The sequence below is a fragment of the Paludifilum halophilum genome, from assembly GCF_002245355.1.
Taxonomy (GTDB): Bacteria; Bacillota; Bacilli; order Thermoactinomycetales; family DSM-45169; genus Paludifilum; species Paludifilum halophilum.
The window spans coordinates 1-24,371 of record NZ_NOWF01000005.1 but is presented as its reverse complement, the minus strand read 5'-3'; the positions used below and the strand labels follow the sequence as shown (position 1 = coordinate 24,371).

Below are 24,371 nucleotides of genomic sequence, written 5' to 3'. Positions count from 1 at the left end.
ACCACTGGAGAGATGCCTGATGTCCGTTCATACCAATCGGCGCCAATCCTCCGACAATCCATCGATCATCCTATTTGACGGGGTTTGCAATCTGTGCAACGGCTGGGTTCAGTTCGTGATCCGGCGCGATCCGAATGGAGCCTTTCGATTTGCTTCTTTGCAATCCGGCGCCGCAAAATCCCTTCTCCCTCCCGGCCGGTCGAGGACGGATTCGATCATCCTGCTGGAACAGGAACATTTGTATACCGAATCATCGGCGGTCCTGCGAATCTGTCGAAAACTAAAAGGACCTTGGAAAGCGGCCTACCTGTTCATCCTCGTTCCGAAACCGTTACGGGACTGGATCTATCGTTGGATCGCCCGCCACCGGTATGACTGGTTTGGAAAACGGGATCATTGCATGATCCCGACGGAGGAGGATCAAAAACGATTTTTACCCGACGGCTAGACGATTTTTTCGATAGGAGGTTTTTCCGGTGAACACCGCCAAACTGAAACGCGTCAGCCAAAAAAGTTTGCTGACGACTACCAGGGTCTATCTGGGAATCATTTTTCTCATATACGGGGCCGCCAAAATCCACCCCGGCCAATTTCACCACGGGGATTTTGTCTTTGATTCCACCAAAGATACCCCCTTTGAACTCGTCTGGTATTTTTTCGGATATTCCTTGGTTTACACCCTGTTTATCGCTCTGGGGGAAATCGTCGCCGCCATCCTGTTGATCATTCCGAGAACCGCGACCTTGGGTGCCGTTTGCTTACTGCCCATTTCCGTCAACATTGCTGTGATTAATTTTTGCTACGACGTGAAAGGGATGGGCCCTTTCACCCTCTTCTTGAGTGTTCTGTGCCTCTGGCTGCTCTTTATGGACCGAAAAAAACTACAAATCATTTTCTGGGACCGGCATTCGGTAGAGTCTTTCACAAAGAAACCAAGGCGTTCCACTGTGGCGAATACACTGGGCGGACCGACCACGGTTTCAGGATCTGAATCCACAACCAGGGGAGGGAAGAACCGATGACTCCTTTCACGATGGGACTCTTCGGGGCCATTTTTCTCGTCACGTTTATATATTATTGGTTCCGGGATTCGAAGCAATAAAAAGCCAGCCCTTGTCGGGCTGGCGACTTCGTTGTTCCAACCGAATGGTTTAATTGCGAGAAGGTTGTGAACCTCTCGCCATTGAAATGGCGAGCTTCTCGTTTCATCGAGCCGGCTCCTGCCGCACTCTCCACGAAGGCCAGTTCCTGGCCTGATTGAGTTTTAAGAGGCTTTTCTTGCGAGTTGCAGAATGTTGATGGCCGCATTGACATCCCGATCCTGTTCATAGCCACAAAAAGGGCAACGATGGACCCGTTCGGCCAATGTTTTTTTGACGATTTCACCACAGCTGGCGCATCGCTGGCTGGTTTGATGGGGGTTGACTTGGACCACACGCTTACCAGCACTTTCAGCCTTGTAAGTCGTGTATTGTACCAGTTGCCTCCACCCAGCATCGACGATGCTTTTCGCCAGGTGATGATTCTTTACCATTCCTTGCACGTTCAGATCTTCCAACGCAATCAAATCGAATCGCTTCACCAGCTGATGACTGATCTGATGCGTGTAATCCTTCCGTTGATTGGCGATTTTCTCATGCATTCGGGCAAGGAGACGGATCGCTTTTTTCCTGCGGTGGGAACCTTTTTTCCTTTTGGATATGAGCCGTTGCAGCTGTTTGAGTCTGCGTTCCGATCTTCGCAAGTGGTGGGGAGAAGCAAAGAACTGCTCATCGGATGTCACGGCCAAGGGCTTGATTCCCAGATCCACACCGACTTCTTTCCCCGTTTTCGGTAAAGGTTTAAGAGCTTGCTCCACGGCGAGGCAAGCGTAGTACCTCCCGTTTTTCTTGACGATGGAACAGGTCTTGATGGTTCCGGCGATCTGGCGGTGCAGGCGGATTCGAACCTCCCCGATTTTGGACAGCTTCAAATATTTCCCCTCCACGGAGAATCCGCTTTGCGGATCAGTAAAGCTACGGTAACGGCTCTCCCCTTTAAACCGGGGAAATCCGGTTTTCCCTCCATTCTGTACACGCCTGTAAAAAGCTTGGTATGCTTTGTCCAGCCGTTCGACTACATTTTGCAGCACTTGGGAGTGAACTTCCTTTAACGCTGGGATGGCCTTTTTTCGAGCGGGGAGTGTTTTCTTCTGCTCATAGTAGGACAAAGTCTTTGCTTCCGTCCAGTAGGTATGAATCCGTTCGGCCAGAAGGCGATTGTACAATAAGCGGCACCTTTCTAAGGTGAAGTCGATCCTTTCCTGTTGCTCTGGCTTTGGATATAACCGGAATTTGTAGGTGCGAAGCATCCGTCTCCCCCTTTCTTTTGGTCGATCTACTTTCGGATCCTATCTTCAGAAATGGAGCCAATGGTTTCGATGTAGAAACGACTGTTCCAAAGATGCCCTCCCCAAAGTTTCGGTTTTAAATGGGGGAATTTTAAGAAACATTTTCGTGCGGAAATTCCTTTTAACATCTTGACTATGTACGAGGGAGCCACCTTTGGATGAGCGGAAGCAAATACATGGACATGATCTTTCTCATCCACTTCCATCATGACAACTTCAAAGCCCTTTTCCTCCGCGATCTCTTGAAAAAGCTCTGTCAGAAAGGATTCAATTTCCATATCCAGTACTTTTCTGCGGTATTTGACGGACCAAACGATATGATCATTGACGTTATAGACACAGGTTCTCGCAGGCTTGATGTTCTCTTTTCCCATCCATGTAGTATAGCGAAAATAGTGGGAGTTGGCTATATTTCACGCGATTTCCCCTCGACATATGGTCTGATTGTCTACCGACATTGTCGGACTTGCGGGGGGTTAACACCCCCCTCGTCCGACGCTCGCTTTCATCTACCCCATTAAAATGGGGAGGATTCCCGCCCGCATATCCTAAAAAGATAAAAAACTCCCGGGATTTTCCCGAAAGCTTCTCCCTTTTATCAAGCGCAATACTCCGCCAGTACGCTCTGTAACTCGTAAATGTTGAGCTTTTTGTTGAATTTCTTTTGAATCACCGGCGTCGGATTGCCGGACACCCAAATCTTCAACTCGGCATCATAATCAAAATGCCCCGCGGTTTCAATGCTGAACCGGGAAATGGCGCGATAGGGAATGGAGAAATACTCGACTTTCTTCCCGGTCATCCCCTGTTTATCCACCAAGATCAAGCGCTTATTGGTGAAAAGAAACATGTCCCGGATCAAAACGTAACTCTTTTCAATGGACTCGGTGGATGACAAAAGTTGTTGAAACTCTTGTTGTGCCTTGCTCACATCCACTTCCGACGCATTCCCCATTAATCCATCCAAAAGACCCATGTGTATCACCTCGTATGAACATTCATTTCTCACACGCTTTTTTGATCAACCTCAACATATCATTTTGATATAACCGCTACAAGAGAAATTCTTTAAAATCCCTTTTTATCCTACACCCGCCAAGGGAACTCCAAGTTGCTGATTAATGATAATGGAATTATCAGTGATCCGAATGCAGCAGAAACTCGATATCGCTGCCACTCCAATGCAGGGCCATGGTCTACCACTGCCTGGAGTTCAAAAGGTTCCAGATCATTGCAAGCGGATATCCAGATGTCGGATGGCAGCCAGCATGATCTGTCTAAGAGTGGCAATACCGACTTTTCCGGATACTCCAAATCAGGAAAGCATACGCCTCGATATTGCTAACCATAAAGCGGGAAGATCGTATTCTACCTCGCGATCGGAACACGATCCCCCTTATTTACACCCATTACCAGTTTTCAACAGCCCTTGAGCGCTTTTTACCGTCTACTTGACAAGGGTCCCTTACACATGGTTCCCCCTTTTCTCCGTATTCTCGGATCCCGTCGCCCCGATCAGCCGGGCGATGTCCCGGGAAGTTTCGTATAACAAGGATTCCGCATTTTCGATCGCCTCTTGCAAAGACACGGGACGCCGGAGGATGGAATGCAGACTGACAAAGGTTTCGTACAGCGATTCAGCCCCTTCACCGATGCTTCCGGAGAGGAGAAGAGGTTTTGCCCCGTGCCGCCGGGCCATTTGGGCCACAAAGTAAGGAAGCTTGCCGTAAGCGGTTTGCTCATCCGTCCGCCCTTCCCCTGTAATAACCCAATCCGCCCCGGAAATTTTCCGTTCCAATCCGGCGATATCGGCGACAATCCGGGCCCCCTTCTCCATTCGGGCACCTAGGAGAAGTAAAGCGAAGCCCAGCCCCCCCGCCGCTCCGGCACCGGGTTCATGTTGCAGGGAACGGCCCATACATGCTTCCAGCAGCCCGGCTACATGCCTTAATCCGCTGTCCAATTGCCGAACCTGGCTCTTTGTCGCCCCTTTTTGCGGACCGAAAACGGCAGAACACCCCCGCTCTCCGCAGAGTGGATTGCTCACATCATTGGCAACCCATAGATCACACTCCGACAATCTCGGATCAAGGGTATCCATACTCACCTCGACAATCTCGGCAAGGGATCCCCCCACCGGCCGAACCGGGCGTCCGGATCGGTCGGAAAAAGAAGCCCCCAAGGCCTGTAACAGGCCAACTCCGCCATCATTAACAGCACTGCCCCCGAGAGCGATCATGAACTTTCGATACCCTTGGTTCAGAGCATGAAGAATCGCTTCACCCACACCGTAAGAAGAAGTGTTGAGAGGATTTTTCTCCGCTTCCGGAACCTGTGTCAAACCGGCGATTTGAGCCACTTCGACCACTGCAGTCTCTTCATCTCCCAATACGCCGTAGTGGGTGTGGATCGGCCGAAGAAGCGGACCCGATACCCGGACATCGATCCTCATTCCCTCCGTAGCGTCAACGAGAGCTTCCAGGGTTCCCTCTCCGCCGTCCGCCATCGGCACGACAGCCGCGTCCACCCCTTCCACCTCGGAGGTCAGCGCCTTCAAAATCGTGCTCCCCACCTCTTTGGCGGACAAACTTCCCTTAAAGGAATCCGGAGCAATCACAACACGCATGATGAGATCCACCCTTCTCCCATGTTTTTAAAACCAACCTGTCGTTGTTTACATTCCGCTTGATCCCTCCGATAAAGCCAACCGGATACCCAGAAGGAGAAAGATCCCGGCCTTGACCTTATTCACATAACGACCGAGGTTCGAATAGGCCCGGATTTTTTCACTGAGAATCCCCGCGAGGATGGATACCACCGAAAAAACGGCGAAGGCCTGAATCATAAAGATCAGTCCCAACAAAACCATTTGAAGGGGAATACGGCCGGCTCCGGGGGAAACAAACTGTGGCAGCAGAGCCAGGAAAAAGAGAGAAACCTTCGGGTTTAACACATTCATCAAGATCCCTTTTTTGTACAGGGATTTCAAGTTTCGTCGGGGTATCGCCCGACCGGATAGCCCCCCGTCGTCCTCCTTCAACGCTTTCCAAGCCAAATACAGAAGATAACAGGCCCCAGCGTATTTGACCATCTGAAAAGCGAAGGCCGATTGGTGCAATACGGCGGAAATCCCGACGGCGGCCGCTGTCGTATGGACCGTAATCCCGGAACACAGCCCCATCGCCGTCGCGATTCCCGCTTTCCTCCCTTGCGACACACTTTGTGCAATCACGAAAAGGATATCCGGACCGGGCATCAGGGTTAAGGCCACAGCAACCGCCGCAAAATAAACCAGATTGGAAATGTCCACCCCTGAATCCCCCTTTTCTTAAAAAATACAACTCTCTATGATTGTAAACCATATTTCAAAATTCGGGGAGAAGGAATGCGATCATCCACCCTTTTCCATGAATCATGAACAACAACTGATGCGAACAACCAGGATTTGTCTTTTTCCTTGACGAATAATCCCGGGAAGGGGATTCTAAAAGGAGGGGTTTATGTGAAAAAAATCATGCGGATGCTGTTGGTTTTGGGTTTGATGCTGTTAAATGGTTGTACAGATCCGGAACCACCGGCTCCCTCCCCGGACCCACCCAAAGAAAACCCTCCCGATGAATCAAAACGTCATCCTTCACAGATTGAGCGAGTGGTGGATGGAGACACCGTCCATTTGAAAGATCCGGTATCCGGCTCGACTAAAGTGCGAATGCTGTCCATCGACGCTCCGGAAACGAATTATCGAGGAAAAAGTCAAGGGGCATACGGAGAAGCATCCACACGATACTTAATGAATTTTCTTCCGGAAGGAACGGACGTTCAAGTGGTTTTGGGGCGGGAAGAAAAGGATGATTACGGCCGATTGCTGGCCTATCTCGAAATCGATGGACAAGACATCAACGAAAAGATGGTTCGCCATGGCCATGCGGTTCCTTACTTTATCTATCCCCATTTCGATCGTTTTAAGAGATATCGCAATGCCCTGGAGAATGCCCGAAAGGAAGGACGAGGCATGTGGGATCCGGAGAATCCGATCGACGAACTTCCTTTTGAATTCCGGATGCGGATCGGAAACCGGAAGCCGGATAAATACGCCGGTCACTTTGAAACGAAGAAATATGTAAAGCCGGCGAACTATAAGGAGATTCCATTGGAACAACGGGTCTTTTTCTGGAACGAGCGAGATGCCCAGGAAGCGGGATATCAAAAAGATTGAAAAGAGCAAAAGAAACGATTGCCTTCGAAGTCAGAAATCGGATAGAATAGATTTATCTCATTGTTAAATTCAAAGGAGGTGACAAGGACCATGCGCAAAGATCAGTTAACCGCCGTCCACTCTGATCAGCGGCATCTGTCCCGGGTCGGTTTGTTTAACCCTGGTGCCATTACAGTGGCACAAAAGAGGATGCACATCTTTTTTTCCGGCCCTTTCAACGACTGGTGTATGGCATGGTTTCCTTTTCACCTCCTTTCCCGTCCCGTCCGTTCTGCGCCTATAAACGGAACTGTCTGGAAGCGTCGTGATTTTTCAGAGAGAGCCTTTTTCCCTGCCGAATAACTCTGATCGACTCACTTTAGCGGCCAAATGAGGAGTGAGGGCAGCGGGGAAAAGCGGCAAATGTTTTTTCACAACACTTCCAGGAACGATATCGGGAATCGGAGCCATGGGTTGAGGGAAACCTCGTCCATGGCTTTTTTGATGAGTGAAAACGGGAGGGGAGCCCCTATGCGATGGAAAGATTGGGACCGCAATTTGAAAATCCGTTTGTTTGGGGAAGGTACATTCAACATCTTATTCTGGATGTTCTTCCCGTTTATGGCTATCTACTTCTCCGAATCCTTCGGAAAAGAAAAAGCCGGTTTGCTGTTGATCACCTCCCAGGTGGTCGGAGTGTTGGCCAACCTGGTCGGCGGGTGGTGCGCCGATCGATTCGGGCGTAAACGCATGATGGTCTTCGCCGCAGTCGGAGAGTTTGTTTCCTTTCTCTTTTTCGCTTGGGCCAACTCGCCCTGGTACAACTCTCCGACGCTTACCTTTGTCTGTTTCGCCACATTGGGTGTGTTCGGTTCCTTGTATTGGCCGGCCAGCCATGCCATGATTGCCGATTTGGTGGAACCGAAACACCGGAACACCGTCTTCGCCGTCTTTTACACAGCGATCAATATCGCGGTGGTCATCGGACCGGTCTTGGGAGGGATCTTCTTCTTCCAGAACCGCTTTGCTCTGCTGTCTGCCGCCGCCCTGGTCAGCCTAGTGGTAACGGTAGTGATCGCGTCTTATGTCCGGGAAACCGTCCCCCGAAAGAATGACCTTTCCGGTTTCCCGGAAGGGAAAAAACTGCCGTGGTACCGGTTCTTGCTGCACCAATTGAAAGATTACCGGGTGATCATAGCCGACCGGAATTTCATGTTGTTCATCCTGGCGGGAATCCTGGCCGCCCAAACCTTTATGCAGCTGGACCTGGCCATCGCCGTGTATGTGACAGAAATGGTGCCGGTACAAACTTTATTCTCGGCCGGAGAATGGTCCATTCGAACCGGTGGATCCGAGTTTTTCGGCTGGTTATTGGCGGAAAACGGGTTGCTGGTCGTCCTGTTCACCGTCTGGGCCACGCGATATGTGGAGCGGTTCCGAGAAGGGCGTGTGTTCATCACCTCTTCGTTGCTGTATGCTATTTCCATGCTCGTGATCGGTCTTTCCACCAACGCATGGGTGGCTATCATCGGAATGGCGGTGCTGACGGCGGCGGAGCTGTCCATCGTCGGACTTCAGGAAGGGTTTGTAGCCAAACTAGCACCGGAATCGATGCGGGGGCAATATTTTGCCGCCTCCAGCCTGCGTTTTTCCATCGGCAAAGCCATTGCCCCTTTCGCCATTCCCATGACAGCATGGATCGGACATGGTTGGACCTTTGTGGTACTGGCGGGCCTTGCATTATTCAGTGCCGCAGTTTACGTTATTCTTTTTTGGAAACTGGATCGGCAACCCACTACAGCATCTTCCGGAGTTTCCGGGGTGTAAGATCAGATTCAGGGAGCGGAGCCCGTTTTCCCGCTCCCTCTCTTTCTATCCGTCCCGGTTGACCATCCCGTTTAATAGAGTCTCCATATACGCTTCCGCCAGTTCTTCATCGGTAACTGAACCGTTTGGATGAAACCAATTGTAACTCCAATTACACATCCCGAGGATGGCAAACGCGACGAGATCCGCTTGTAAGTCCTTTCGAAATTCCCCGGTCTCCACTCCCGACTCAATGATCTTTTGTATATTAAACCGAAACAGTCTTCTCTTTTGTTTTACGGTAGAGGCGCTCTCCGGCTTCAAATGCATCATCTCTCGATGGAAAACCCTCGCAGGGCGTCCGGTTACTTTAATTTGCGTCACCAGCAGTTTGACGGTTTCCGATAATTTGGTCCGATAACTGGTTTCCGGATTTTCGATAATCTGTTCTTGGAGGGTTAAAAGATCATCGATATACATCAAATGGATATCCCTTAACAACTGCTCTTTGGAGCTGAAGTAATAGTAAAAAGTCCCTTTGGTTACCCCCAATGCCTCCACTACATCCTGAATCGATGTTTCGCTGAACCCCTTCCTTTCGAATAATAGAATACTCTGCTCCACAATTCTCTTTTTTATATCCACTCCATGTTACCCCTTTCTTCTAGAAACCCATACACGAAACGATAAACTCATTCTACTACGATTCCGGTTCATCGGAAGAGGATAAAGAAGACCCGGATCAACCATCGTTGGATGGATCGCTCTAACTAAAAAATGGAGACATCGTTTATGAAACGATGTCTCCCGGAACATCAATGAGGGCCTGTCTGATCCATCCCAGCTTGGGTGCCCGGGCCGGTGTAATCCCCTGCAATTTCTTGCAAAAAACGCATAGCGAGGCCCGGAGCGGAGCGACTTCGACGAGACTTAAGCCCGATGGGTGCATAGAAGGGGTTTTTCACAAGGCTCCGGTCCATAATCGTTCCTCACTTCTCCCCGTCATGGTACAACTTTACCAAGCCGTCGCCCCGCCATCCGCCACTACGACTTGCCCCGTCATGTAGGCGGCGGCAGGGGAAGCCAGAAACACGGCGATTCCCTTGATATCATCCGGCTGTCCAAACCGGGCCAGCGGAATGTGGGAAAGCATCTTTTCTTCAAATTTCTCCAGAAGCGGCCGGGACATTTTACTGGGAAACCATCCGGGAGCGATGGCATTCACCTGGATCCCGTACTGGGCCCAGCTGGTTGCCAGATCCTTGGTCATGGTGATCACCGCCCCCTTGCTGGAATTGTAGCCGACCGTCTGTATATATTCGGGATGACCCCCGCTCAGCCCGGCCACGGAGGCGATATTGATGATCCGCCCACCTTTTCCCCGGGCGATCATCCGTTTCCCTGCCGCCTGGGACATCAAAAAAACTCCTTTTACATTGACATCCATCACCTGTTCAAACTTGTCGATCGGCATCTTTTCCGGCGGGGCTCCCCAGGTCGTCCCGCTGTTGTTGACGACGATATCCAGAGGGCCGAAGGTGTCCTCCGTCTCCGCCACCACCCGCTCCACCTCTTCAGGTTGTGTCACATCGCAGGCGATGGCGAGAGCTTCTCCTCCCTTGGACACAATCTCTTCTTTTACCTGCTCACAGGCCTCTAATTTCCGGGAGCACAGGACAACCCTCGCCCCGGACTCCGCCAGGGCTTCCGCCATGTATTGGCCCAGCCCTCTCCCCCCTCCGGTAACAATCGCTGTCTTTCCATCCAGGCGAAACAAATCCTGAGTGTTCAATGAAATCATCCTTTCCGATTCGCTCTAGGGTAGTAGGCCAGCGTAGATCCTTTGCGTTTTTTGCAAAAGATCGGAGACGGCCTACCGTCCCAACCCATTCCAGAAGAGGATCAAGCAGAACGAACTGTCTGAAGGGGCACTAGGAAAACGAAACCCGTCCCGTCCGAGCCAGCTCAGTGGTATAACGGATGAGCCCCCTCACCCGTTCTCCGAAAGAGGCAAAGCGGGGATCCCGGGTTTGCCCTCTTTTCCATCGGGCATAAATTTGCTGGATGATCACCGCCAATTTGAAATAGGCAAAGGTCATGTAAAAGTGGATCGAAGATAAATCCCGACCGCTTTGAGCGGCATAATATTCCAAAAACGTATCTCTGGAGATAAAACCGTTCCGCTCAGTCACCGTAGGCAAAAGACTTCGCAACTCCTCGGGATCATCCGGGCGCACCCAATAACTTAGGGAGACGGCCAAATCGAAGAGGGGATCCCCGATCGTCGTCATCTCCCAATCCACGACAGCAACCGGTGAACTCCAATCCGGCGGATCCCACAGCATGTTATTCAACTTAAAATCGTTGTGAATAATCGTTGCCGGCGGGCTTTGCGGGATGTTGTCGGTCAACCAGCGAGTCAAAGGCTCCACTTCGGGAATGTCATCGGTTTTCGCCTTGTTATATCGACGGATCCATCCCCCCACCTGCCGCTCCAGAAAACCCTCCGGGCGGCCGAATGATTCCAGCCCCGCTTCCCTCCAGTCAATGGTGTGTAATCGAACCAAAGTCTTCACCGCTGTCTCCGATATCTGCCGGCCCACCTCCTCAGTCCCGTCGACACCCGCCGGAAAGGATCCGTCCAAAACCACTCCTTTTCTCCGTTCCATCACATAAAAGACCGTACCCAATACTCCGGGATCCGTACAAAGAAGATAGGGTTTCGGGGCTAGGGGATAGACGGGATGCAGTTTTTTCAACAAAGTCGCCTCCCGCTCCATATCGTGAGCTTTAGGGGGGAGAGGACCCAAAGGCGGGCGCCGCAATACCGCTTCCCAGCCCCCGATTCTGATGAGATACGTCAGGTTGGAAGCCCCGGAAGGAAATTGCCGCACCTCCATAGACCCCTCCGGCACATCTTCCAGGTGTTCCCGCAGATAGCGGAGCAACCGCTCTCGATCAAAATCTTCCCCGGGACGGACAGGGATCGTTTCGGCTCCCTTTTGCTCGGACATGGCTGTTTCACCTCACAACAGATTAGGATCGATGGCAGTCCTGCTCACGGATCAGTCGGGACCATGGACGGAACGGGAATGAAGGGGTTGTAACCTCCCGTCTCTCACTTCAACCAGCATGTCGCTGGCACCGATATCTCCGACATAGCGAAGGAGATCGGCTCTTTCATTTTGTACAAACCAACGGCCCACCCGAGCCTGTTTGAGAATATCCTCCGTCTTTCGCTTCTGTGTCCGGCCGAACTCCCGAACCAACCAAGCCGCATCATCCAGCTTCCACCCCTGTATATCCATCCGGGACAGAATCACGGCGGCACACCAGGTGTCTTCCAGGGAAATGTATCCCTTCGAGCCGGAACAGATCAGATAAATGTCGTCGGATTCTTCCTGAAGATAACGAGCCACTGACGGCGCATTCCGCAGACAGGCGATGAGCAGTCGGGATGCCGGACGGGCTCGGGAAATGGCCCGAGTCCCATTGGTGGTTAAAAAGACGACATCCTTCCCATCCACTTTATCGGACCCAAATTCATCGGGAAACGGACCGCAATCAAAACCGTCGATCAACCCCCCGTCCTTTTCTCCCCCGGTCAGCACGCGCGAGGTCAGAGATTCCCGCCATTCCACAGCCTCTTTCATACTGCCTGCCGGAAATACACGACGGGCACCGCCTTCCACAATGGTATGCAGTGTGGTGGTGGCCAACAGCACATCGATCACGACGGCGGTGCTTCCGGACAACGCTTCCGGATCGATCTCTTCTTTTCGCATCCATACCCGCAGTTTTTTCATCTCCCGCCGTTCACCCCTCCGATGCCGGATGATCGGTTTTATAACCTTTCGGTTGAAATGGGACACATCTCATCCAGTGGACGTCTCCCGTACAGGGTCGGACAACTCCAGCTTGGCGATCGCCCGGCGATGGACTTCGTCGGGACCGTCAGCGAGGCGAAGAGTGCGGGCGTGGGCCCACATAAAGGCTAACGGAAAATCCTCACTCACACCCCCTCCTCCATAGGCCTGAATCGCCCGATCGATCACGGATAAGGCCATGTTGGGAGCCACGACTTTAATCATCGCGATTTCCTTTTTGGCGACTTTGTTCCCTGCCGTATCCATCATAGATGCCGCTTTCAGCGTCAACAGACGGGCTTGCTCGATCTCGATCCGGGAATCGGCGATCCATTCCCGGATCACTCCCTGATCAGCCAAAGGCTTACCGAAAGCGACCCGTTTTCGAACCCGATTTTTCATCAATTCCAACGCCCGCTCGGCAGCGCCGATCAAACGCATGCAGTGGTGAATCCGACCCGGTCCCAGCCGCCCTTGAGCGATGGCGAAACCTTTTCCCTCCCCCCAGATGATATGGGACTTCGGTACACGAACCCGGTCATACGTGATTTCCGCGTGGCCGTGAGGGGCATCATCATAGCCGAACACCGGCAGCATCCGTTCCACACGAACTCCCGGTGCATCCAGAGGAACCAGAATCATGGAGTGCTGGGCGTGTTTCGGCGCATCCGGATTGCTTTTTCCCATGACGATCGCCACTTTGCACCGAGGATCCCCTGCGCCGGAAGACCACCACTTGCGGCCGTTAACGATGTATTCGTCCCCGTCAGGTGTGATGGTCGCCTCCATATTGGTCGCATCCGAGGAAGCAACCTCCGGCTCTGTCATGGAAAAACAGGAACGGATTTTCCCCTCGAGCAGAGGTTTCAACCATTGTTCTTTCTGTTCGTCCGTGCCGTACCGTTCTAACACTTCCATGTTCCCCGTATCCGGAGCGGCACAGTTAAACACCTCGGGAGCGATGGAGGAGCGGCCCATGATTTCGCAGAGAGGGGCGTAATCCAGATTGGTCAACCCGCCGCCCCACTCACTGTCCGGCAAAAACAAGTTCCAAAGCCCCGCCTCCTTCGCTTTCGCCTTCATTTCCTCTATCACGGCGGGAATCGACCACCGGTCCGTCCCCTCCCGCAATTGCTGCACATAAACGCTCTCATTGGGATAAACCGTCTCTTCCATAAACGACTGCAACTTCTCTTGAAGATCTTTTGATCTTTCGGAGTAATGAAAAATAATAAAAATCCCCCTTTATAACCGGGTCATTGCAGCCGGTTCCACCGCTGATCCTCCGGCAGCCCACACACACCCGTAACAAGCCCAGAGTGTTTTCATACTAACCGGTTAGTATGTTTGTTTATTTTATCACGACATATCTGACTATTCAAACCGCCTTTGCTAAAATGAAGAGCAAAGGGGAAGTGTTCATCCGGAGGACGGCGGCTGTGGATATCTCAGCCCTGGTCCGATACAAAAACCCATCCGTTGAACAGGCTGCTAGTCAAGTCGTAAAGAACAAATTGCGGGCACTGGGCGGCACCGGGGGAGTCATTGTCATCGACCGGAAAGGCCGTTTCGCCTTTCCTCACTCGAGTAAAGGCATGTTCTACGGATACGTTACGAACAAGGAAAAATGGTAATCATTCTTTCTCCGAGGGACAAAAGCGATTCCCGATAAGGGAAAATTCAAAATCAATTTTTTTTAGTCAAAGTGAGATAGACCATATGGATACACACAGACTGACTTCTATAGAGTCCGACCAGGGCTTTATGACAAAACCAGCCCTTTGGTAGGCTGGTTTTGTCATAAAATATAAAGGTTCACAGACACTATCCTCCTACCATTGAAGTCGTTTTAATGATTCCTAAAAGTAGGACAAAGGTCATGGACGATCTCAAACCCCATCCATGGTATGAATCAACTTCTTTTGTAAAACACTAGGTAAGAGTTATTAAGAAACCATAAGGGGGTTGGTTATGGTACATTTGACGATCGAACTAATTGCCGGGTTCATCTCCCTTTTTTGCGTGACCAAAATGCTGGGCAAGGTTCAGATTTCCCAACTTACCCCCTTCTATTTCGTCTCCTCGATCGTGTTGGGAGAACTGTTAGGTAATGCTGTTTATGATCCGGAAGTGGGTCTTTTATTTATTATTTACGCTATATCATTATGGGGACTCATGATCTATCTCGTGGTAAAAGTGACTCAAAAATACCCGAAAATGAGGGAATTATTGGAGGGAGAACCCTCCATCGTCATCCGAAACGGGGTTGTATCCCGAAAAGAACTCAGAAAGAACAATATTGATCTAAACCAACTACAAAACTTACTCCGGCATCAGGATGTCTTTTCCGTACGGGAAGTCGCCTTTGCCATTCTGGAAACGGATGGACAATTAACGGTGCTAAAAAATTGGAATGACTCCACTCCTACCCGCGGGGATATGAATCTCCCTCTACAACCTGTACACCTGCCGGTCACACTCATAATCGACGGCAAGATTTTATCGGATAACCTACAAGCGATGGGATGGACAGAACAACAGTTGCAATCGCAACTCCAAACCCAGGGGATTCAAAAACCCGAAGACGTGTTTTTTGCCGAGTGGAAGGAAGGTGAAGGATTGCATGTCGTTCAACCGGATGACTAACAGGAAAAGCCCGCTGTGAACCCCTTCCCTTGGTTAAGGGCTTGCCCCTCCTCCCCGATTACTTAAACAGCTGATTCCATTCAAACACATATAGCCGCATGACAAAACCAGCCTACAAAGGGCTGGTTTTGTGGATGCAAATTTTTTATTGTGTTCCCACACGATAAAACTCATGAAACAGCTTGATTAGGGCTCTTTTTTCAATCCGTGAGACATAAGAGCGAGAGATACCCAATTCTTTAGCGATTTCCCTCTGCGTTTTCTCTTTTCCACCGGACAGACCGAACCGGCTTTTCACTACTTGTTGTTCCCGCTTATCCAAAATGTGCAAGTGATTATAGATTTTACGCTTCTCAATCTTCATTTGGACCAAATCCACGATTTCATCCCGATCGGTTCCCAACACATCGATCAAAGTGATTTCGTTTACATCAATACCTTATCTGTATTAAGAAATACAGATATTTTTTTGCATCAAATAGGTAGGCTTAGGCAGTTTCAAAACAGATCAGATAAGAAAAGGTGGGTTTAGGTATGTTTGACAGACGAAAGGGAATTTTTGTACAGTCTGATCGTAGCGGAGCGGTTAAAGACACGGAAGGAGTGATAAGTGAGGTGAAGCCCACAAAAGAAGATAAGCTGATCACCCCTGAAGAGGCAGCCGAAAGGTTGTCTGTCTCTCCTGTTACCATTCGCAATTGGCTGCGACAAGGAAAAATGAGTGGGGTCAAAGTATCAAGCCTCTGGCGAGTACGCGAAGAAGATATCGAAGAAATCATCCAATATAAGGGGAGGAAGTAAACAATAAGCATGGGAAACATCGCCTTAAAAAAGGAGCTGACGGGTTCGCTGAGGTAATCCACCTTCTTACGTCCATCAACTCCGCCATGAGGAGAAGGCTCAAAAAAAATGGAATGATTGGATTTGTACTTGGAATCTTATCCACTTTGAACATGAAGCACTTAGGAGGTATTTTATTATGAAAAAATTTCTCGTAGGTTGCGGATCAATTTTTGCGGCTTTTGTGCTACTCGGGGCTTGTGTTGCTGTTATCGGAGGAGATAGCGATGAAGCAGAAGAAATACCACCCGAGGAAACAGAACAAACCGATCCAGATGTAGCAGAAACACCTGAGCAAGATGAAAATGACAGTGAAGAAGAAACCAGCGCTGAAGAAGAGGAAGAAAAGAAAGATTCCGGAGTAACCCTGGACAACTTCCAGAAAATCGAAAATGGAATGACTTATGATGAAGTCGTGGAGATCTTGGGCAAAGAAGGCGAACTCATCTCAGAGGCGGGGGAAGGCCAGTATAAAACTGAAATGTACCAGTGGGAAGGCGACAGCGGATTCGGTGCAAACATGAATGTAACTTTTCAAAACGACGAAGTTCAGAGCAAAGCACAGGCAGGACTGGAATGAATAACCACCCTGCCCCTTGTCCCGATTGGTGGGGGCAGGGAACTTCTTTTGGATGAGGTAGGTAAAGGGGGATAAGAATGTTTAAAAAGATGCAACGGATGTTTTGGCGTATGCAGGGAGAAAAACTTATATTGCAATCTCAAGTATCTCCTGATCTCCAAGCAGGAAAATACCACCATAGGTATCGTGTCACCCGGATAATACCTAGAAAAAATACTTGGGAAGTCTGGGGCAAAGTGGACGCAAATTCCAATATTCATACGAATAACTAAAGTAGGATTATATTGATCTTAGGATATTATTTTATACAAATGAGGAGATGAGACATGAAAGAACACGGATGGCAATTGGTTTGGTCTACCTTAGAAACGGCGTCTTTATTATTTTTTGTGGCATTCTCCCTCTTTTGGTTCGTATTCCGGCCGTTATCCGTTCTGACCAGCGGCCTGGCCGAACAACGGAAGAAGAAACGGTACATACCGATCGTTGACGCGGGAGTTTCGGTGATTCTCCCCTGTCATAACGAAGAGGAAACGATTGAGGAAGCTGTTCAGTCTATATTGAATCAATCTATTTCCTATCCTCTCGAAATCATCGTTGTCGAAAACAACAGTACCGACAACACGATGGACGTGCTACGGCATCTAGAAAAGAAATACCCGGAAGTACGAGCGGCGTCAATCCTCACACGGCGTGGTCATTGTGCCGTCAGTGAAGCAATGAACCATGGAATCTCTCTTGCAAAAAAACCGATAGTGGTCCGCCTGGACGCAGACACCCAACTCGGAACACCCACCGCCTTGGAGGAAGCCGTTACACCGATCGTACAAGGTAAGGCCGTGGCAACCTGCTGCAATGTTCGGATCACGAATCCTACCACAACACTGGAACGGCTTCAGGCGATCGAATACTTTTTCGCGATGGAACTGGACCGTCGGAGCCAAGTGGTTTATGACAGCGTTCTGTGTTGCTCCGGGGCGATGTCGGCTTTCCAATTGGATGCATTAAAAGCCGTCGGCGGATACCATACGAACCCGAATATCAGTGAAGATATGGAGATTACACTAAAAATGCATAAGATGGGACGCGTGGCTGTCAATCAGCGGGCAATCAGCTTCACCGATGCCCCTCGAAAAACCAAGGTTCTGGCCAAACAACGGTATATCTGGATGCTTTACGGAATTATCTGTTTGTTCGTTCATCGGAAACAGATTGGAGACCAACGTTTCGGACGACGCGGGCTTGTTGGACTTATCGGGCTACCGCTGAAAGTTGTCCAGACTTACCAGGCTTTTGTCGGAATTGCCGTAAAGGCGGTGGGTGCTTTTCTTATCTCGGGGGATTCAATAGAAGAAATGATATGGTCCTTTGGTTTATTATCAGCCGTCCATGTTATCGTGACAGGTATGATCATGGCGATCGTTTCCCTGGTCGCCTACTCCAGGCAAGGGGTCAACTATTGGTATCTGCTCCCGCTGTTTTCCCTCGTCTATCAACCATTTCTTGCCCTGGTCCGTTTCTGGGGAACTTTGGCGGGTCTATGGATCATCCTGAAGGACAGCGGTTCCCGAACCCGCCTGGCCCGGTATGATGAAGACCATACAGGACCTGCACAGGAATATATCGCATAATAAAAGCCGGTCAACCGCCGGCTTTTTTCTATTCGTTCTATTCTTAAATGGTAGAATCATTGTAGGGTAAAAGAGAATGAAAAGCCTCACCTCCCGGGCCGAGTTTACGGTAAAGGGGGTGAGGCGTATGGAATGGCTTCAAGCTATTGCGGCTTTAATTGTCGCACTTGTGGCCGTTGCTCGCTTCTTCCTGGACTGGCAGGATCGCCACCGGAAGAAGTAGCGTTGACCCTCTGGATTGGGCTCAGTTAAGTTAAAAGCCGCTAACGAACTGCCATTCGATAGCGGCTACAGGCCCACGGTGGGGCAACCCTGACTGTTCTCTCTTGCCCTTTATTATATACGATTCATGTGAGTATATTCAACAAACAACGTGTGACTTCACAATATTACTTCGTATACCGAAATGGTCGTCGATGTCCAGTAGGGTCAAAATCCCCGGGGATCGACGACATTTAGAAATCCGCCAAAACCCTTGTTCCAAAAGGAAAAGCGGGAAAATGAGTTGAGAAAAAACCGATTTTTGTGTACCCTATGGGTAGAAAAGAAATGGCTCTGTTATGGGCCTTTTTGGGGTTTATGATCTACCTATGAGGGATTGAAACGAAACCCCCATTTCTTCAGTTTTTCAAGTGCTGTTCGTTTATGATCTACCTATGAGGGATTGAAACCAGTCTGGTCGGACGCGGTAGGCGCGGTAACAGCGGACGTTTATGATCTACCTATGAGGGATTGAAACTGGAGAGTTCGACAAATTTCCCTTGAACCCTCCATGGTTTATGATCTACCTATGAGGGATTGAAACTTCCTCTGCGAATCCGGTTCTGACCCGTGGTGAGAACCGTTTATGATCTACCTATGAGGGATTGAAACTCACCCACTTGGGCGGTTTCGGTGTCGCCCACCTGGTTTATGACCTACCTATGAGGGATTGAAACACAACTCATTCCGGCTGATACCCTCTTTCTTACATTCACTTCCAATCTATCTATGAGGAATGAACCTTGGATTCAAAAAACAAAAACCCTGGGCAGGGGTTACCCCGCCCGGGGTTTGTCATATCTCAGTGTTTGGCATCAATGAAAGCATCGAACCCTTTTTCCTCTAATTCCTTTACCCGCTGTTCAGCATTATCTTTTTTCTGGAACGAACCGGCAACTACCCGAAAAAAAGTATCTTCCGGATCTGGATCGGGCTCCGGCTTTGGTTCCGTCACTTTTTTCTCCAGCCCCTCCGTGTCCGCAATCGCATCCGCCAGAGCTTCCGCCACATCGTCAAGGAAGGCATCCGACTTCAGCAACTTGGCATCCTTGTCTGTGTCAATGAAACCGATCTCCACCAGGCAGGCCTTCATCCGGGAAACCCGGATGACATGGAAGTTTGCCTTTTTCTTGCCCCGATCTCTATGATCGTACTTTTTCAGGATCGGGCCCATGTGTTTGTGTACGTTTTTTTGTAGCAACCCGGCACTGTCAGGATGAGCGTTCGGAACTACATACGACTCAAACCCGGTTCCACCGCCAGCGTTGATGTGGACCGACAAAAAAGAACCGGCCTTCAACCGGTTCGCGAAGTCACACCGACCCTGGAGGGAAATGTACTTGTCGCTCAGCCGAGTCATCTTGGCATCTGTCTTGTATTTTGCCTCTAGATGCTGGCACACCCGACGGGAAATATCCAACGTCAGATCCTTCTCCTCCAGTCCGTTTCCGGAACAGCCCGGATCATATCCCCCGTGCCCCGGATCGACCACTTGAATGCTCATATTACTCCTCCACCCTTTCATACGTTTTTTCAAAAACCTTCGGCTTGCAGGGATACCGCTCTCCCTCCACCCCGGTGATAATCCAATCACCAGGGTCTGCACGGTGGACGCCCTCAAGAGTGTTGATATACATAACCTTATCCGTTTGGTAGGCCTCAACGATAACCGGTTTTTTTCTATACTTGGCCATTTTTCTTCCCCCGTGTCAGGTTTTTCGGGCCACTGTACAAGCCAACCGATGCCAAACCCATGAAGTCTTTAGTTTCCACTCATTCACGCCCTTTCAAAATGAAAATGGATAAACTACCCAGAGATGGCGTCGTCAACTTTATTCACCCACGAGGGATTAACGCCGTGTTTGCGGCGGTAAACATAAACCGTCTCACCGGGGAGAGCATAATTCAAGGAAACTCCAACATCCCAATCGTCTCCGATTTGAAAGAATTTTACTTTCCCGTCTTCAGCTGTTGTCACCACTGTACCGGCATAAACCTCATCGGCGGCCTCCACCTTCCAAATATCATCATCATTGATTTCAACCAATATTTCCTCACCCGGAGCGATTCGCCTCGTAGAAACGAAATCCGGCACACCACCCGGCTTTGCGCGCTTTATATGAATGTTTTTGGCATATCCTTCCTCTCCTGGCGTTCCGCCGCCAAGCCAAATCATCCTATTCTTGGGTATCTCTTCGGTAGCTATTGCCTTAATTAGCAAGATAAAACGCCTCCTTTAGGTATTTGCACAGCTTCAAAACCACGTCTTTTTCCTGCAAACCGGTGTCACTGTTGGCGGCCCCCGGATCGTGGCCGCCATGTCCGGCATCCAACCAAATATAAAGGCTCATTTATCATCCCTCCGTGTCAGGTTTTTCGGGCCACTGTACAAGCCAACCGATGCCAAACCCATCACAATCCCCTGTAAAATCCCTTGGGTATCAGGGGAGACATAAAAATACCCCGCTGCGAGCCCGAATAGAAGGGCCAACAGAGGGGCGAAACGCTTTGGAAACCCTACACCTTTAATCAGCTCCACCAGACCGGTAATAACGGCGACCAGGGCCGCATCGTCGATACCAATCATTCGATCAACCTCCAATGACTTTAACGAGAGTTTTTAATCCTAATAGGGCGATAGCGCCCCACAACCACCACTGACGATCCTCTAGATTTTTTACGCGACTTTTTAACCGTTCGTTATCCTTCTCCACATCCTCGGCCAGATCGAGAGCCTCCCGACTCCGTTCATCGGCTTTTCCCAATGACTTGAAATTGGTTTCCATACTGTCGAGGCGGGCTTCTATTCGCTGTTGCCCCTTTGCCATGTCTTGGATCAAGTCGAACATCTCTCTTTGATGGATAAAAACCCCGTTTTGATCCGCCAATTCTTCACCTCCTTTTCGGGGTTCATATTACACGACCAATGTGAATAAAATCACGATCATCCTCCTGCCCTACACCGGAATGAAAGCGAAGCTCCGCCAGGTTGTGGAGAATGTCTGTTGCTCCATCGTCGAACTCACCCTGCTTGACCTGCTTAAAATAGACCTCTCCGTTTCTTAACAGCCGCACGAAAATGCTCGTCCGGCTGTCCGTTTGCTCCGCTTGAAAAACAGCGGGGTCATAGTGGACGCCACCAAAAACCCCACCGGAAACCTCGACGGTCAATTCGGCGGGGTCAAAAGAGACATCCAGCCCGCTCATCTCACCAGGCTTACCTATGATTTTCGATTCTCTAACCTTCATCTAAATACTCCCTCCAGTCGATCCAAGGTATCCGACTCGATATGCGATCCCGTTTAGGTTTAACTCCTGCCCTGCTGATATGTCTGATCCTCGTGGTTTTATGCGTAGCTCAAACCCTGAACGGGAGATATTATAGGCTCCATAGTTGATATAAGCTGAATATCCATCGACTCCGGTCAGGACGACGGCTATGTTTCCTAATGAGCCAGGATTGCTAAATGTTCGCGGGAAATACATAGTGCCCGCGCTATGCGTCCCTGTATCTAAATCCTGAGTCACGCTGATCGAGATATGAAACTGTTGGATCTCCGGTGCGGCTTGAACGCTGTGCAGATCCTTCGGGTATTCTTGGAGCTGATCCTGTCTCACTAGCTCATCGTAGTATCCACGCACCCAGTGGATCTCAAAACCATCATCCATGGTTTGGCCATCTGTCCACGATTGTACGTAGACCCGAACTCTTACCGTCCCAGGTGGGAAATCGATGGTCCGGGTTAATAGGTGCCAATCCTGATAGGATGCTAGCTCTTCCTCATATTCCAACTCATCAAACCGTCCACCTGTCTCGCTGTCGTAGAAAAACCAGTAAAACCGGACCCGATTGGTCGCCGAGCCACGCGTGATGTTACAGCGGAATAAAGCCTGGAAAGTGGCCCGTTCGTTAAATACCAGAAATTCCTGCACTACGCCATGCTGTGGCCCCATGTCACTAGAAACATCTATGTCAATTCGGCCCTCGGATGAATTGTAGTGGGCGCCACCCATGAATCTCCAATCTTCTTTTTCATCTCCCGATGGCCGAGTATCAAAGTCCCCGTTTTTGATAAAGTTTGTAGTGATCTTGTTTCCTCGGATCATTACGCCAGCGTCAGAGGCGTCAGGCGTGCTATAAACCTCTAAGCCACCGCCCTTGATGGTGACATTGCCACCACTGATACGAACTTGCCCCGCATCATCACCTACGGTCACGTCATCGGTCCTAATCCGCCCGCTGTTGATCCGGTCGGCAATCACTTGGTCACCCAAGACGAAGGTTTCCCAATTGAAGGTTCCGTCTGGGTTCCGACTTCCGGCGATGCCAAGGCCTCCGTGTTTTAGCTGCATTGCTTTATCTGGTGGGTTGTCGATGTTATCCTTTGGACGGTTAGTGATTAGAATCCCGTCCTCGTCCGTAATATAAACGTACCCGTTTTGCGAATGGAACTCCGAGCGGGCGGCATCAATAATTCCTCGCAACCATCCAATCGGATCGTCCCGCCCAATCTTCTCTTCCACCCGATCCTGAATCTCTCGAACCGCTCCGGTGATATCCTGCAAGATGTTCCCTAGGGTGATTTTCGTGTTTTCCGGTGAAATAAAGTCACGGTCGATCTCCAAAACCCGTGCCTCGATCTCTACATCCCAGTCAAAATTGCGATCTATGACGGCCACGGTATCACCTAGACGGACCGCCTCGTGGCGGTATTCTCCGGCGTTCACCTGTTCCAAATCAAGGACATCCATTTTATAAGTAATCTCTGGTTGCCGTTGGCGTTTTACTTCTTCCCACGTCTCCCGCAGAAGCGCCTCCGCATCCTCCTGTTGCTCGTTAACGTACACTCCAAACCGATGTCGTCGGGTCCCGTCTGGGTTGACGTGCCCCCAGGTAGCCAGTGCATCGGGATCTCCCACCCATTCCTGACCAATGGGCTTGTCAACGGGATCTCCGTTTTCCTTTTTCCATTCGACATCCGCGAAGGTCAGTCGCCGACCATATCCCTCGGAGTCGGTTTCTTCTCCCTTTCCACGACCATATAGGGCGGTTTTAATCGGCTTCATGTCGGTAATCCGTTCGACGCTGGTGAGATCCTTCGTGTACTCAAACCGTTTCCCGGTCCGTCTCCCCCGCTCCACCAGAATATCCACGTATCTCCCGGTAATGGTATTGTCGGCTCCGATTGTCACCCGGAAACGGATTTCTCCACCCCATTCCTTGATGATCTTCTTGATTCCCGACATCCGGCTCTCATAATAGAAATTTGTGCTACCCGTGCCCAGGTCATCCACGGTGCCCGATTGCCACAGAGACCCCTCTAAGAGTCGGTTCAGTGCATCGCGGGCGTTGGTGTTTTGTGGTCGAATATCTGTGACCACCTCGTCATTCAGTTCCACCACTGCCAACTCCTCACAGTAGACCTCACGAATCATCTCGCCCTGACCGTGTCGCTCAGTCTCCTCTTGGATAACAAAGGCACGGTACGTCCCATCCATGTCCCTGAAAACCGCCCAATACCCACGCATAACAAAACCCGCTTCTTCATGATTAGCGGGTACGGAGAAGGTCAGAGTTTCGCCCCCATTGATCTGTTGTTTCAGGTTCATCTCTTGGATCTTGCAAGCTCCTGGTAGCGTATTGCTCAAGGTAGCGACTCGATGCTCCCTCGGATTCTCTGGGCTACCATAGGCAAAAATATGAATGTCTGGTGTGGTATTCATTTAAACACCTCCCTCCACCTTCCGGTCACTTCCGCCGAACCTAGCGGATCAATATTAAGCGGATTCTCTCCTTTCTGGAAGTAAATCCATTGCTCCGCACCCAGTGGGACTCGATCCAGCGCCAACACTCCGTTAATATAAACAGATCCTTTTCGATTATCGATCTCCAATTCGTCCCCCGGCTTAAAATCATAAACCACGTACACCCGGTTCCCCGTATTCGGGTCAGATATCTCGAAGTGGTCGGTGTAATCCTTGAACTCTACCGTCATAACCGGATAGGCACGATAGGTTCCGGCATAGTCTACGGCATCGTCGCTATCCGGCTCCACTGTCCATAGCTGACGGTGAAGGGTCGGTGTTGTTTCGGGATCGCTGGTTTTCAACACCTGCCGCGTGTAAACGGCCTTCCCGGTCATATCCGTACCGACTT

33 protein-coding genes and 1 CRISPR repeat array are annotated in these 24,371 nt (G+C 50.2%); of the genes, 13 read left to right on the top strand and 20 right to left on the bottom strand.

Features of this window, described 5'->3' with window-relative positions; all coding sequences use genetic code 11:
- Positions 1-19: 19 nt before the first annotated feature.
- A complete protein-coding gene (locus CHM34_RS08995) occupies positions 20-448 on the top strand; it encodes a thiol-disulfide oxidoreductase DCC family protein (RefSeq protein WP_094264279.1) in 429 nt (142 codons plus the stop codon).
- Positions 449-476: 28 nt separating this feature from the next.
- Positions 477-1,022: a hypothetical protein gene (locus CHM34_RS08990; RefSeq protein ID WP_206093780.1), complete on the top strand. Its 546-nt coding sequence runs from the start codon at positions 477-479 to the stop codon at positions 1,020-1,022.
- A 242-nt stretch (positions 1,023-1,264) separates the two neighbouring features.
- On the opposite strand, the gene CHM34_RS08985 is transcribed toward CHM34_RS08990, so the two are convergent.
- The 3 genes from CHM34_RS08985 to CHM34_RS08975 form a co-directional block, all read right to left on the bottom strand.
- Positions 1,265-2,350, bottom strand: a complete 1,086-nt coding sequence (locus CHM34_RS08985) for an RNA-guided endonuclease InsQ/TnpB family protein (RefSeq protein WP_094264278.1) — start codon at positions 2,348-2,350, stop codon at positions 1,265-1,267.
- A 26-nt stretch (positions 2,351-2,376) separates the two neighbouring features.
- A complete protein-coding gene (gene tnpA / locus CHM34_RS20180) occupies positions 2,377-2,763 on the bottom strand; it encodes an IS200/IS605 family transposase (RefSeq protein ID WP_094264277.1) in 387 nt (128 codons plus the stop codon).
- 224 nt (positions 2,764-2,987) lie between these two features.
- Complete coding sequence (locus CHM34_RS08975) at positions 2,988-3,365, bottom strand: PH domain-containing protein (RefSeq protein ID WP_094264276.1); 378 nt, start codon at positions 3,363-3,365, stop codon at positions 2,988-2,990.
- Between the two features lie 135 nt (positions 3,366-3,500).
- On the opposite strand from CHM34_RS08975, the gene CHM34_RS20070 reads away from it, so the two are divergent.
- Entirely contained in the window at positions 3,501-3,734 is a 234-nt protein-coding gene (locus CHM34_RS20070) for a hypothetical protein (protein ID WP_338048655.1), read from the top strand.
- Positions 3,735-3,854: 120 nt separating this feature from the next.
- On the opposite strand, the gene CHM34_RS08970 is transcribed toward CHM34_RS20070, so the two are convergent.
- Positions 3,855-5,015: a glycerate kinase gene (locus CHM34_RS08970; RefSeq protein WP_094264275.1), complete on the bottom strand. Its 1,161-nt coding sequence runs from the start codon at positions 5,013-5,015 to the stop codon at positions 3,855-3,857.
- A 48-nt stretch (positions 5,016-5,063) separates the two neighbouring features.
- Positions 5,064-5,699, bottom strand: a complete 636-nt coding sequence (locus CHM34_RS08965) for a LysE family translocator (RefSeq protein ID WP_206093779.1) — start codon at positions 5,697-5,699, stop codon at positions 5,064-5,066.
- A 192-nt stretch (positions 5,700-5,891) separates the two neighbouring features.
- Between CHM34_RS08965 and CHM34_RS08960 the strand changes: the two genes are divergently transcribed.
- The 3 genes from CHM34_RS08960 to CHM34_RS08950 all read left to right on the top strand — a co-directional run bounded on the left by CHM34_RS08960 (position 5,892) and on the right by CHM34_RS08950 (position 8,411).
- The gene (locus CHM34_RS08960) at positions 5,892-6,605 is read left to right on the top strand and encodes a thermonuclease family protein (protein ID WP_094264274.1); all 714 of its coding nucleotides are present in this window, start codon (positions 5,892-5,894) and stop codon (positions 6,603-6,605) included.
- A gap of 90 nt (positions 6,606-6,695) precedes the next feature.
- A complete protein-coding gene (locus CHM34_RS08955; protein WP_094264273.1) occupies positions 6,696-6,947 on the top strand; it encodes a hypothetical protein in 252 nt (83 codons plus the stop codon).
- Positions 6,948-7,115: 168 nt separating this feature from the next.
- Complete coding sequence (locus CHM34_RS08950; RefSeq protein WP_094264272.1) at positions 7,116-8,411, top strand: MDR family MFS transporter; 1,296 nt, start codon at positions 7,116-7,118, stop codon at positions 8,409-8,411.
- 45 nt (positions 8,412-8,456) lie between these two features.
- On the opposite strand, the gene CHM34_RS08945 is transcribed toward CHM34_RS08950, so the two are convergent.
- From CHM34_RS08945 to CHM34_RS08925, 5 genes are all read right to left on the bottom strand, one after another.
- Positions 8,457-9,035: a TetR/AcrR family transcriptional regulator gene (locus CHM34_RS08945; protein WP_338048654.1), complete on the bottom strand. Its 579-nt coding sequence runs from the start codon at positions 9,033-9,035 to the stop codon at positions 8,457-8,459.
- Positions 9,036-9,405: 370 nt separating this feature from the next.
- The gene (locus CHM34_RS08940; protein WP_094264271.1) at positions 9,406-10,182 is read right to left on the bottom strand and encodes an SDR family oxidoreductase; all 777 of its coding nucleotides are present in this window, start codon (positions 10,180-10,182) and stop codon (positions 9,406-9,408) included.
- 139 nt (positions 10,183-10,321) lie between these two features.
- Positions 10,322-11,404 carry a phosphotransferase family protein gene (locus CHM34_RS08935; protein WP_094264270.1) on the bottom strand — a complete coding sequence of 361 codons (1,083 nt, stop codon included), beginning with the start codon at positions 11,402-11,404 and terminating at the stop codon, positions 10,322-10,324.
- 51 nt (positions 11,405-11,455) lie between these two features.
- Entirely contained in the window at positions 11,456-12,196 is a 741-nt protein-coding gene (locus CHM34_RS08930; protein WP_141201669.1) for a 2-phosphosulfolactate phosphatase, read from the bottom strand.
- A gap of 69 nt (positions 12,197-12,265) precedes the next feature.
- Positions 12,266-13,489 carry an acyl-CoA dehydrogenase family protein gene (locus CHM34_RS08925; protein WP_094264268.1) on the bottom strand — a complete coding sequence of 408 codons (1,224 nt, stop codon included), beginning with the start codon at positions 13,487-13,489 and terminating at the stop codon, positions 12,266-12,268.
- 110 nt (positions 13,490-13,599) lie between these two features.
- On the opposite strand from CHM34_RS08925, the gene CHM34_RS08920 reads away from it, so the two are divergent.
- Together CHM34_RS08920 and CHM34_RS08915 are read left to right on the top strand one after the other, a co-directional pair.
- A complete protein-coding gene (locus CHM34_RS08920; protein ID WP_094264267.1) occupies positions 13,600-13,890 on the top strand; it encodes an isoaspartyl peptidase/L-asparaginase in 291 nt (96 codons plus the stop codon).
- A gap of 337 nt (positions 13,891-14,227) precedes the next feature.
- Positions 14,228-14,902: a DUF421 domain-containing protein gene (locus CHM34_RS08915; protein ID WP_206093778.1), complete on the top strand. Its 675-nt coding sequence runs from the start codon at positions 14,228-14,230 to the stop codon at positions 14,900-14,902.
- Between the two features lie 145 nt (positions 14,903-15,047).
- Here CHM34_RS08915 and CHM34_RS08910 read toward each other — a convergent pair whose 3' ends face one another.
- Positions 15,048-15,281: a sigma-70 family RNA polymerase sigma factor gene (locus tag CHM34_RS08910; RefSeq protein ID WP_240511947.1), complete on the bottom strand. Its 234-nt coding sequence runs from the start codon at positions 15,279-15,281 to the stop codon at positions 15,048-15,050.
- A 155-nt stretch (positions 15,282-15,436) separates the two neighbouring features.
- Between CHM34_RS08910 and CHM34_RS08905 the strand changes: the two genes are divergently transcribed.
- The 5 genes from CHM34_RS08905 (at position 15,437) to CHM34_RS19285 (ending at position 18,176) form a co-directional block, all read left to right on the top strand.
- A complete protein-coding gene (locus CHM34_RS08905) occupies positions 15,437-15,703 on the top strand; it encodes a helix-turn-helix domain-containing protein (protein ID WP_094264265.1) in 267 nt (88 codons plus the stop codon).
- A gap of 178 nt (positions 15,704-15,881) precedes the next feature.
- Complete coding sequence (locus CHM34_RS08900) at positions 15,882-16,322, top strand: DUF3862 domain-containing protein (protein ID WP_094264264.1); 441 nt, start codon at positions 15,882-15,884, stop codon at positions 16,320-16,322.
- A gap of 77 nt (positions 16,323-16,399) precedes the next feature.
- Positions 16,400-16,594 (top strand): hypothetical protein, encoded by a 195-nt coding sequence (locus CHM34_RS08895; protein WP_094264263.1) that lies wholly within the window; start codon positions 16,400-16,402, stop codon positions 16,592-16,594.
- A 54-nt stretch (positions 16,595-16,648) separates the two neighbouring features.
- Positions 16,649-17,953, top strand: a complete 1,305-nt coding sequence (locus CHM34_RS08890; protein WP_094264262.1) for a glycosyltransferase family 2 protein — start codon at positions 16,649-16,651, stop codon at positions 17,951-17,953.
- A gap of 76 nt (positions 17,954-18,029) precedes the next feature.
- Positions 18,030-18,176: a hypothetical protein gene (locus CHM34_RS19285; protein WP_169713661.1), complete on the top strand. Its 147-nt coding sequence runs from the start codon at positions 18,030-18,032 to the stop codon at positions 18,174-18,176.
- Between the two features lie 352 nt (positions 18,177-18,528).
- Positions 18,529-18,892: direct repeats of the CRISPR family, unit length 31 nt; unit sequence GTTTATGATCTACCTATGAGGGATTGAAACT.
- 124 nt (positions 18,893-19,016) lie between these two features.
- Here the strand turns inward: CHM34_RS19285 and CHM34_RS08885 are convergent.
- The 9 genes from CHM34_RS08885 to CHM34_RS08845 all read right to left on the bottom strand — a co-directional run.
- The gene (locus tag CHM34_RS08885; protein ID WP_169713660.1) at positions 19,017-19,718 is read right to left on the bottom strand and encodes an N-acetylmuramoyl-L-alanine amidase; all 702 of its coding nucleotides are present in this window, start codon (positions 19,716-19,718) and stop codon (positions 19,017-19,019) included.
- Position 19,719: 1 nt separating this feature from the next.
- Positions 19,720-19,908: a hypothetical protein gene (locus tag CHM34_RS08880; protein ID WP_094264260.1), complete on the bottom strand. Its 189-nt coding sequence runs from the start codon at positions 19,906-19,908 to the stop codon at positions 19,720-19,722.
- Between the two features lie 113 nt (positions 19,909-20,021).
- Entirely contained in the window at positions 20,022-20,435 is a 414-nt protein-coding gene (locus tag CHM34_RS08875) for a hypothetical protein (RefSeq protein ID WP_094264259.1), read from the bottom strand.
- On the bottom strand, positions 20,425-20,565 hold the full coding sequence (locus CHM34_RS08870; RefSeq protein WP_094264258.1) for an N-acetylmuramoyl-L-alanine amidase: 141 nt from the start codon (positions 20,563-20,565) through the stop codon (positions 20,425-20,427). The genes CHM34_RS08875 and CHM34_RS08870 overlap by 11 nt, the downstream gene beginning before the upstream one ends.
- Positions 20,562-20,801: a hypothetical protein gene (locus CHM34_RS08865; protein WP_094264257.1), complete on the bottom strand. Its 240-nt coding sequence runs from the start codon at positions 20,799-20,801 to the stop codon at positions 20,562-20,564. Before CHM34_RS08865 ends, CHM34_RS08870 begins: the two co-directional genes overlap by 4 nt.
- A 4-nt stretch (positions 20,802-20,805) precedes the next feature.
- A complete protein-coding gene (locus CHM34_RS08860; RefSeq protein WP_094264256.1) occupies positions 20,806-21,102 on the bottom strand; it encodes a hypothetical protein in 297 nt (98 codons plus the stop codon).
- A gap of 22 nt (positions 21,103-21,124) precedes the next feature.
- A complete protein-coding gene (locus tag CHM34_RS08855; RefSeq protein ID WP_094264255.1) occupies positions 21,125-21,463 on the bottom strand; it encodes a hypothetical protein in 339 nt (112 codons plus the stop codon).
- On the bottom strand, positions 21,464-23,938 hold the full coding sequence (locus CHM34_RS08850) for a phage tail protein (RefSeq protein ID WP_094264254.1): 2,475 nt from the start codon (positions 23,936-23,938) through the stop codon (positions 21,464-21,466).
- The coding region (locus tag CHM34_RS08845; RefSeq protein WP_141201668.1) for a phage distal tail protein at positions 23,935-24,371 on the bottom strand (437 nt) is incomplete at its 5' end. The genes CHM34_RS08850 and CHM34_RS08845, both read right to left, overlap by 4 nt.

What these genes read in the sequence shown, in the direction of transcription:
- CHM34_RS08995 (WP_094264279.1), top strand. Translation starts at nt 20, where the DNA reads ATGTCCGTTCATACCAATCGGCGCCAATCCTCCGACAATCCATCGATC.
- CHM34_RS08985 (WP_094264278.1), bottom strand. Translation starts at nt 2,350, where the DNA reads ATGCTTCGCACCTACAAATTCCGGTTATATCCAAAGCCAGAGCAACAG.
- tnpA (WP_094264277.1), bottom strand. Translation starts at nt 2,763, where the DNA reads ATGGGAAAAGAGAACATCAAGCCTGCGAGAACCTGTGTCTATAACGTC.
- CHM34_RS08975 (WP_094264276.1), bottom strand. Translation starts at nt 3,365, where the DNA reads ATGGGTCTTTTGGATGGATTAATGGGGAATGCGTCGGAAGTGGATGTG.
- CHM34_RS08970 (WP_094264275.1), bottom strand. Translation starts at nt 5,015, where the DNA reads ATGCGTGTTGTGATTGCTCCGGATTCCTTTAAGGGAAGTTTGTCCGCC.
- CHM34_RS08955 (WP_094264273.1), top strand. Translation starts at nt 6,696, where the DNA reads ATGCGCAAAGATCAGTTAACCGCCGTCCACTCTGATCAGCGGCATCTG.
- CHM34_RS08950 (WP_094264272.1), top strand. Translation starts at nt 7,116, where the DNA reads ATGCGATGGAAAGATTGGGACCGCAATTTGAAAATCCGTTTGTTTGGG.
- CHM34_RS08935 (WP_094264270.1), bottom strand. Translation starts at nt 11,404, where the DNA reads ATGTCCGAGCAAAAGGGAGCCGAAACGATCCCTGTCCGTCCCGGGGAA.
- CHM34_RS08930 (WP_141201669.1), bottom strand. Translation starts at nt 12,196, where the DNA reads ATGAAAAAACTGCGGGTATGGATGCGAAAAGAAGAGATCGATCCGGAA.
- CHM34_RS08920 (WP_094264267.1), top strand. Translation starts at nt 13,600, where the DNA reads ATGTTTGTTTATTTTATCACGACATATCTGACTATTCAAACCGCCTTT.
- CHM34_RS08915 (WP_206093778.1), top strand. Translation starts at nt 14,228, where the DNA reads ATGGTACATTTGACGATCGAACTAATTGCCGGGTTCATCTCCCTTTTT.
- CHM34_RS08905 (WP_094264265.1), top strand. Translation starts at nt 15,437, where the DNA reads ATGTTTGACAGACGAAAGGGAATTTTTGTACAGTCTGATCGTAGCGGA.
- CHM34_RS08900 (WP_094264264.1), top strand. Translation starts at nt 15,882, where the DNA reads ATGAAAAAATTTCTCGTAGGTTGCGGATCAATTTTTGCGGCTTTTGTG.
- CHM34_RS08895 (WP_094264263.1), top strand. Translation starts at nt 16,400, where the DNA reads ATGTTTAAAAAGATGCAACGGATGTTTTGGCGTATGCAGGGAGAAAAA.
- CHM34_RS08890 (WP_094264262.1), top strand. Translation starts at nt 16,649, where the DNA reads ATGAAAGAACACGGATGGCAATTGGTTTGGTCTACCTTAGAAACGGCG.
- CHM34_RS19285 (WP_169713661.1), top strand. Translation starts at nt 18,030, where the DNA reads ATGAAAAGCCTCACCTCCCGGGCCGAGTTTACGGTAAAGGGGGTGAGG.
- CHM34_RS08885 (WP_169713660.1), bottom strand. Translation starts at nt 19,718, where the DNA reads ATGAGCATTCAAGTGGTCGATCCGGGGCACGGGGGATATGATCCGGGC.
- CHM34_RS08880 (WP_094264260.1), bottom strand. Translation starts at nt 19,908, where the DNA reads ATGGCCAAGTATAGAAAAAAACCGGTTATCGTTGAGGCCTACCAAACG.
- CHM34_RS08870 (WP_094264258.1), bottom strand. Translation starts at nt 20,565, where the DNA reads ATGAGCCTTTATATTTGGTTGGATGCCGGACATGGCGGCCACGATCCG.
- CHM34_RS08865 (WP_094264257.1), bottom strand. Translation starts at nt 20,801, where the DNA reads ATGATTGGTATCGACGATGCGGCCCTGGTCGCCGTTATTACCGGTCTG.
- CHM34_RS08855 (WP_094264255.1), bottom strand. Translation starts at nt 21,463, where the DNA reads ATGAAGGTTAGAGAATCGAAAATCATAGGTAAGCCTGGTGAGATGAGC.
- CHM34_RS08850 (WP_094264254.1), bottom strand. Translation starts at nt 23,938, where the DNA reads ATGAATACCACACCAGACATTCATATTTTTGCCTATGGTAGCCCAGAG.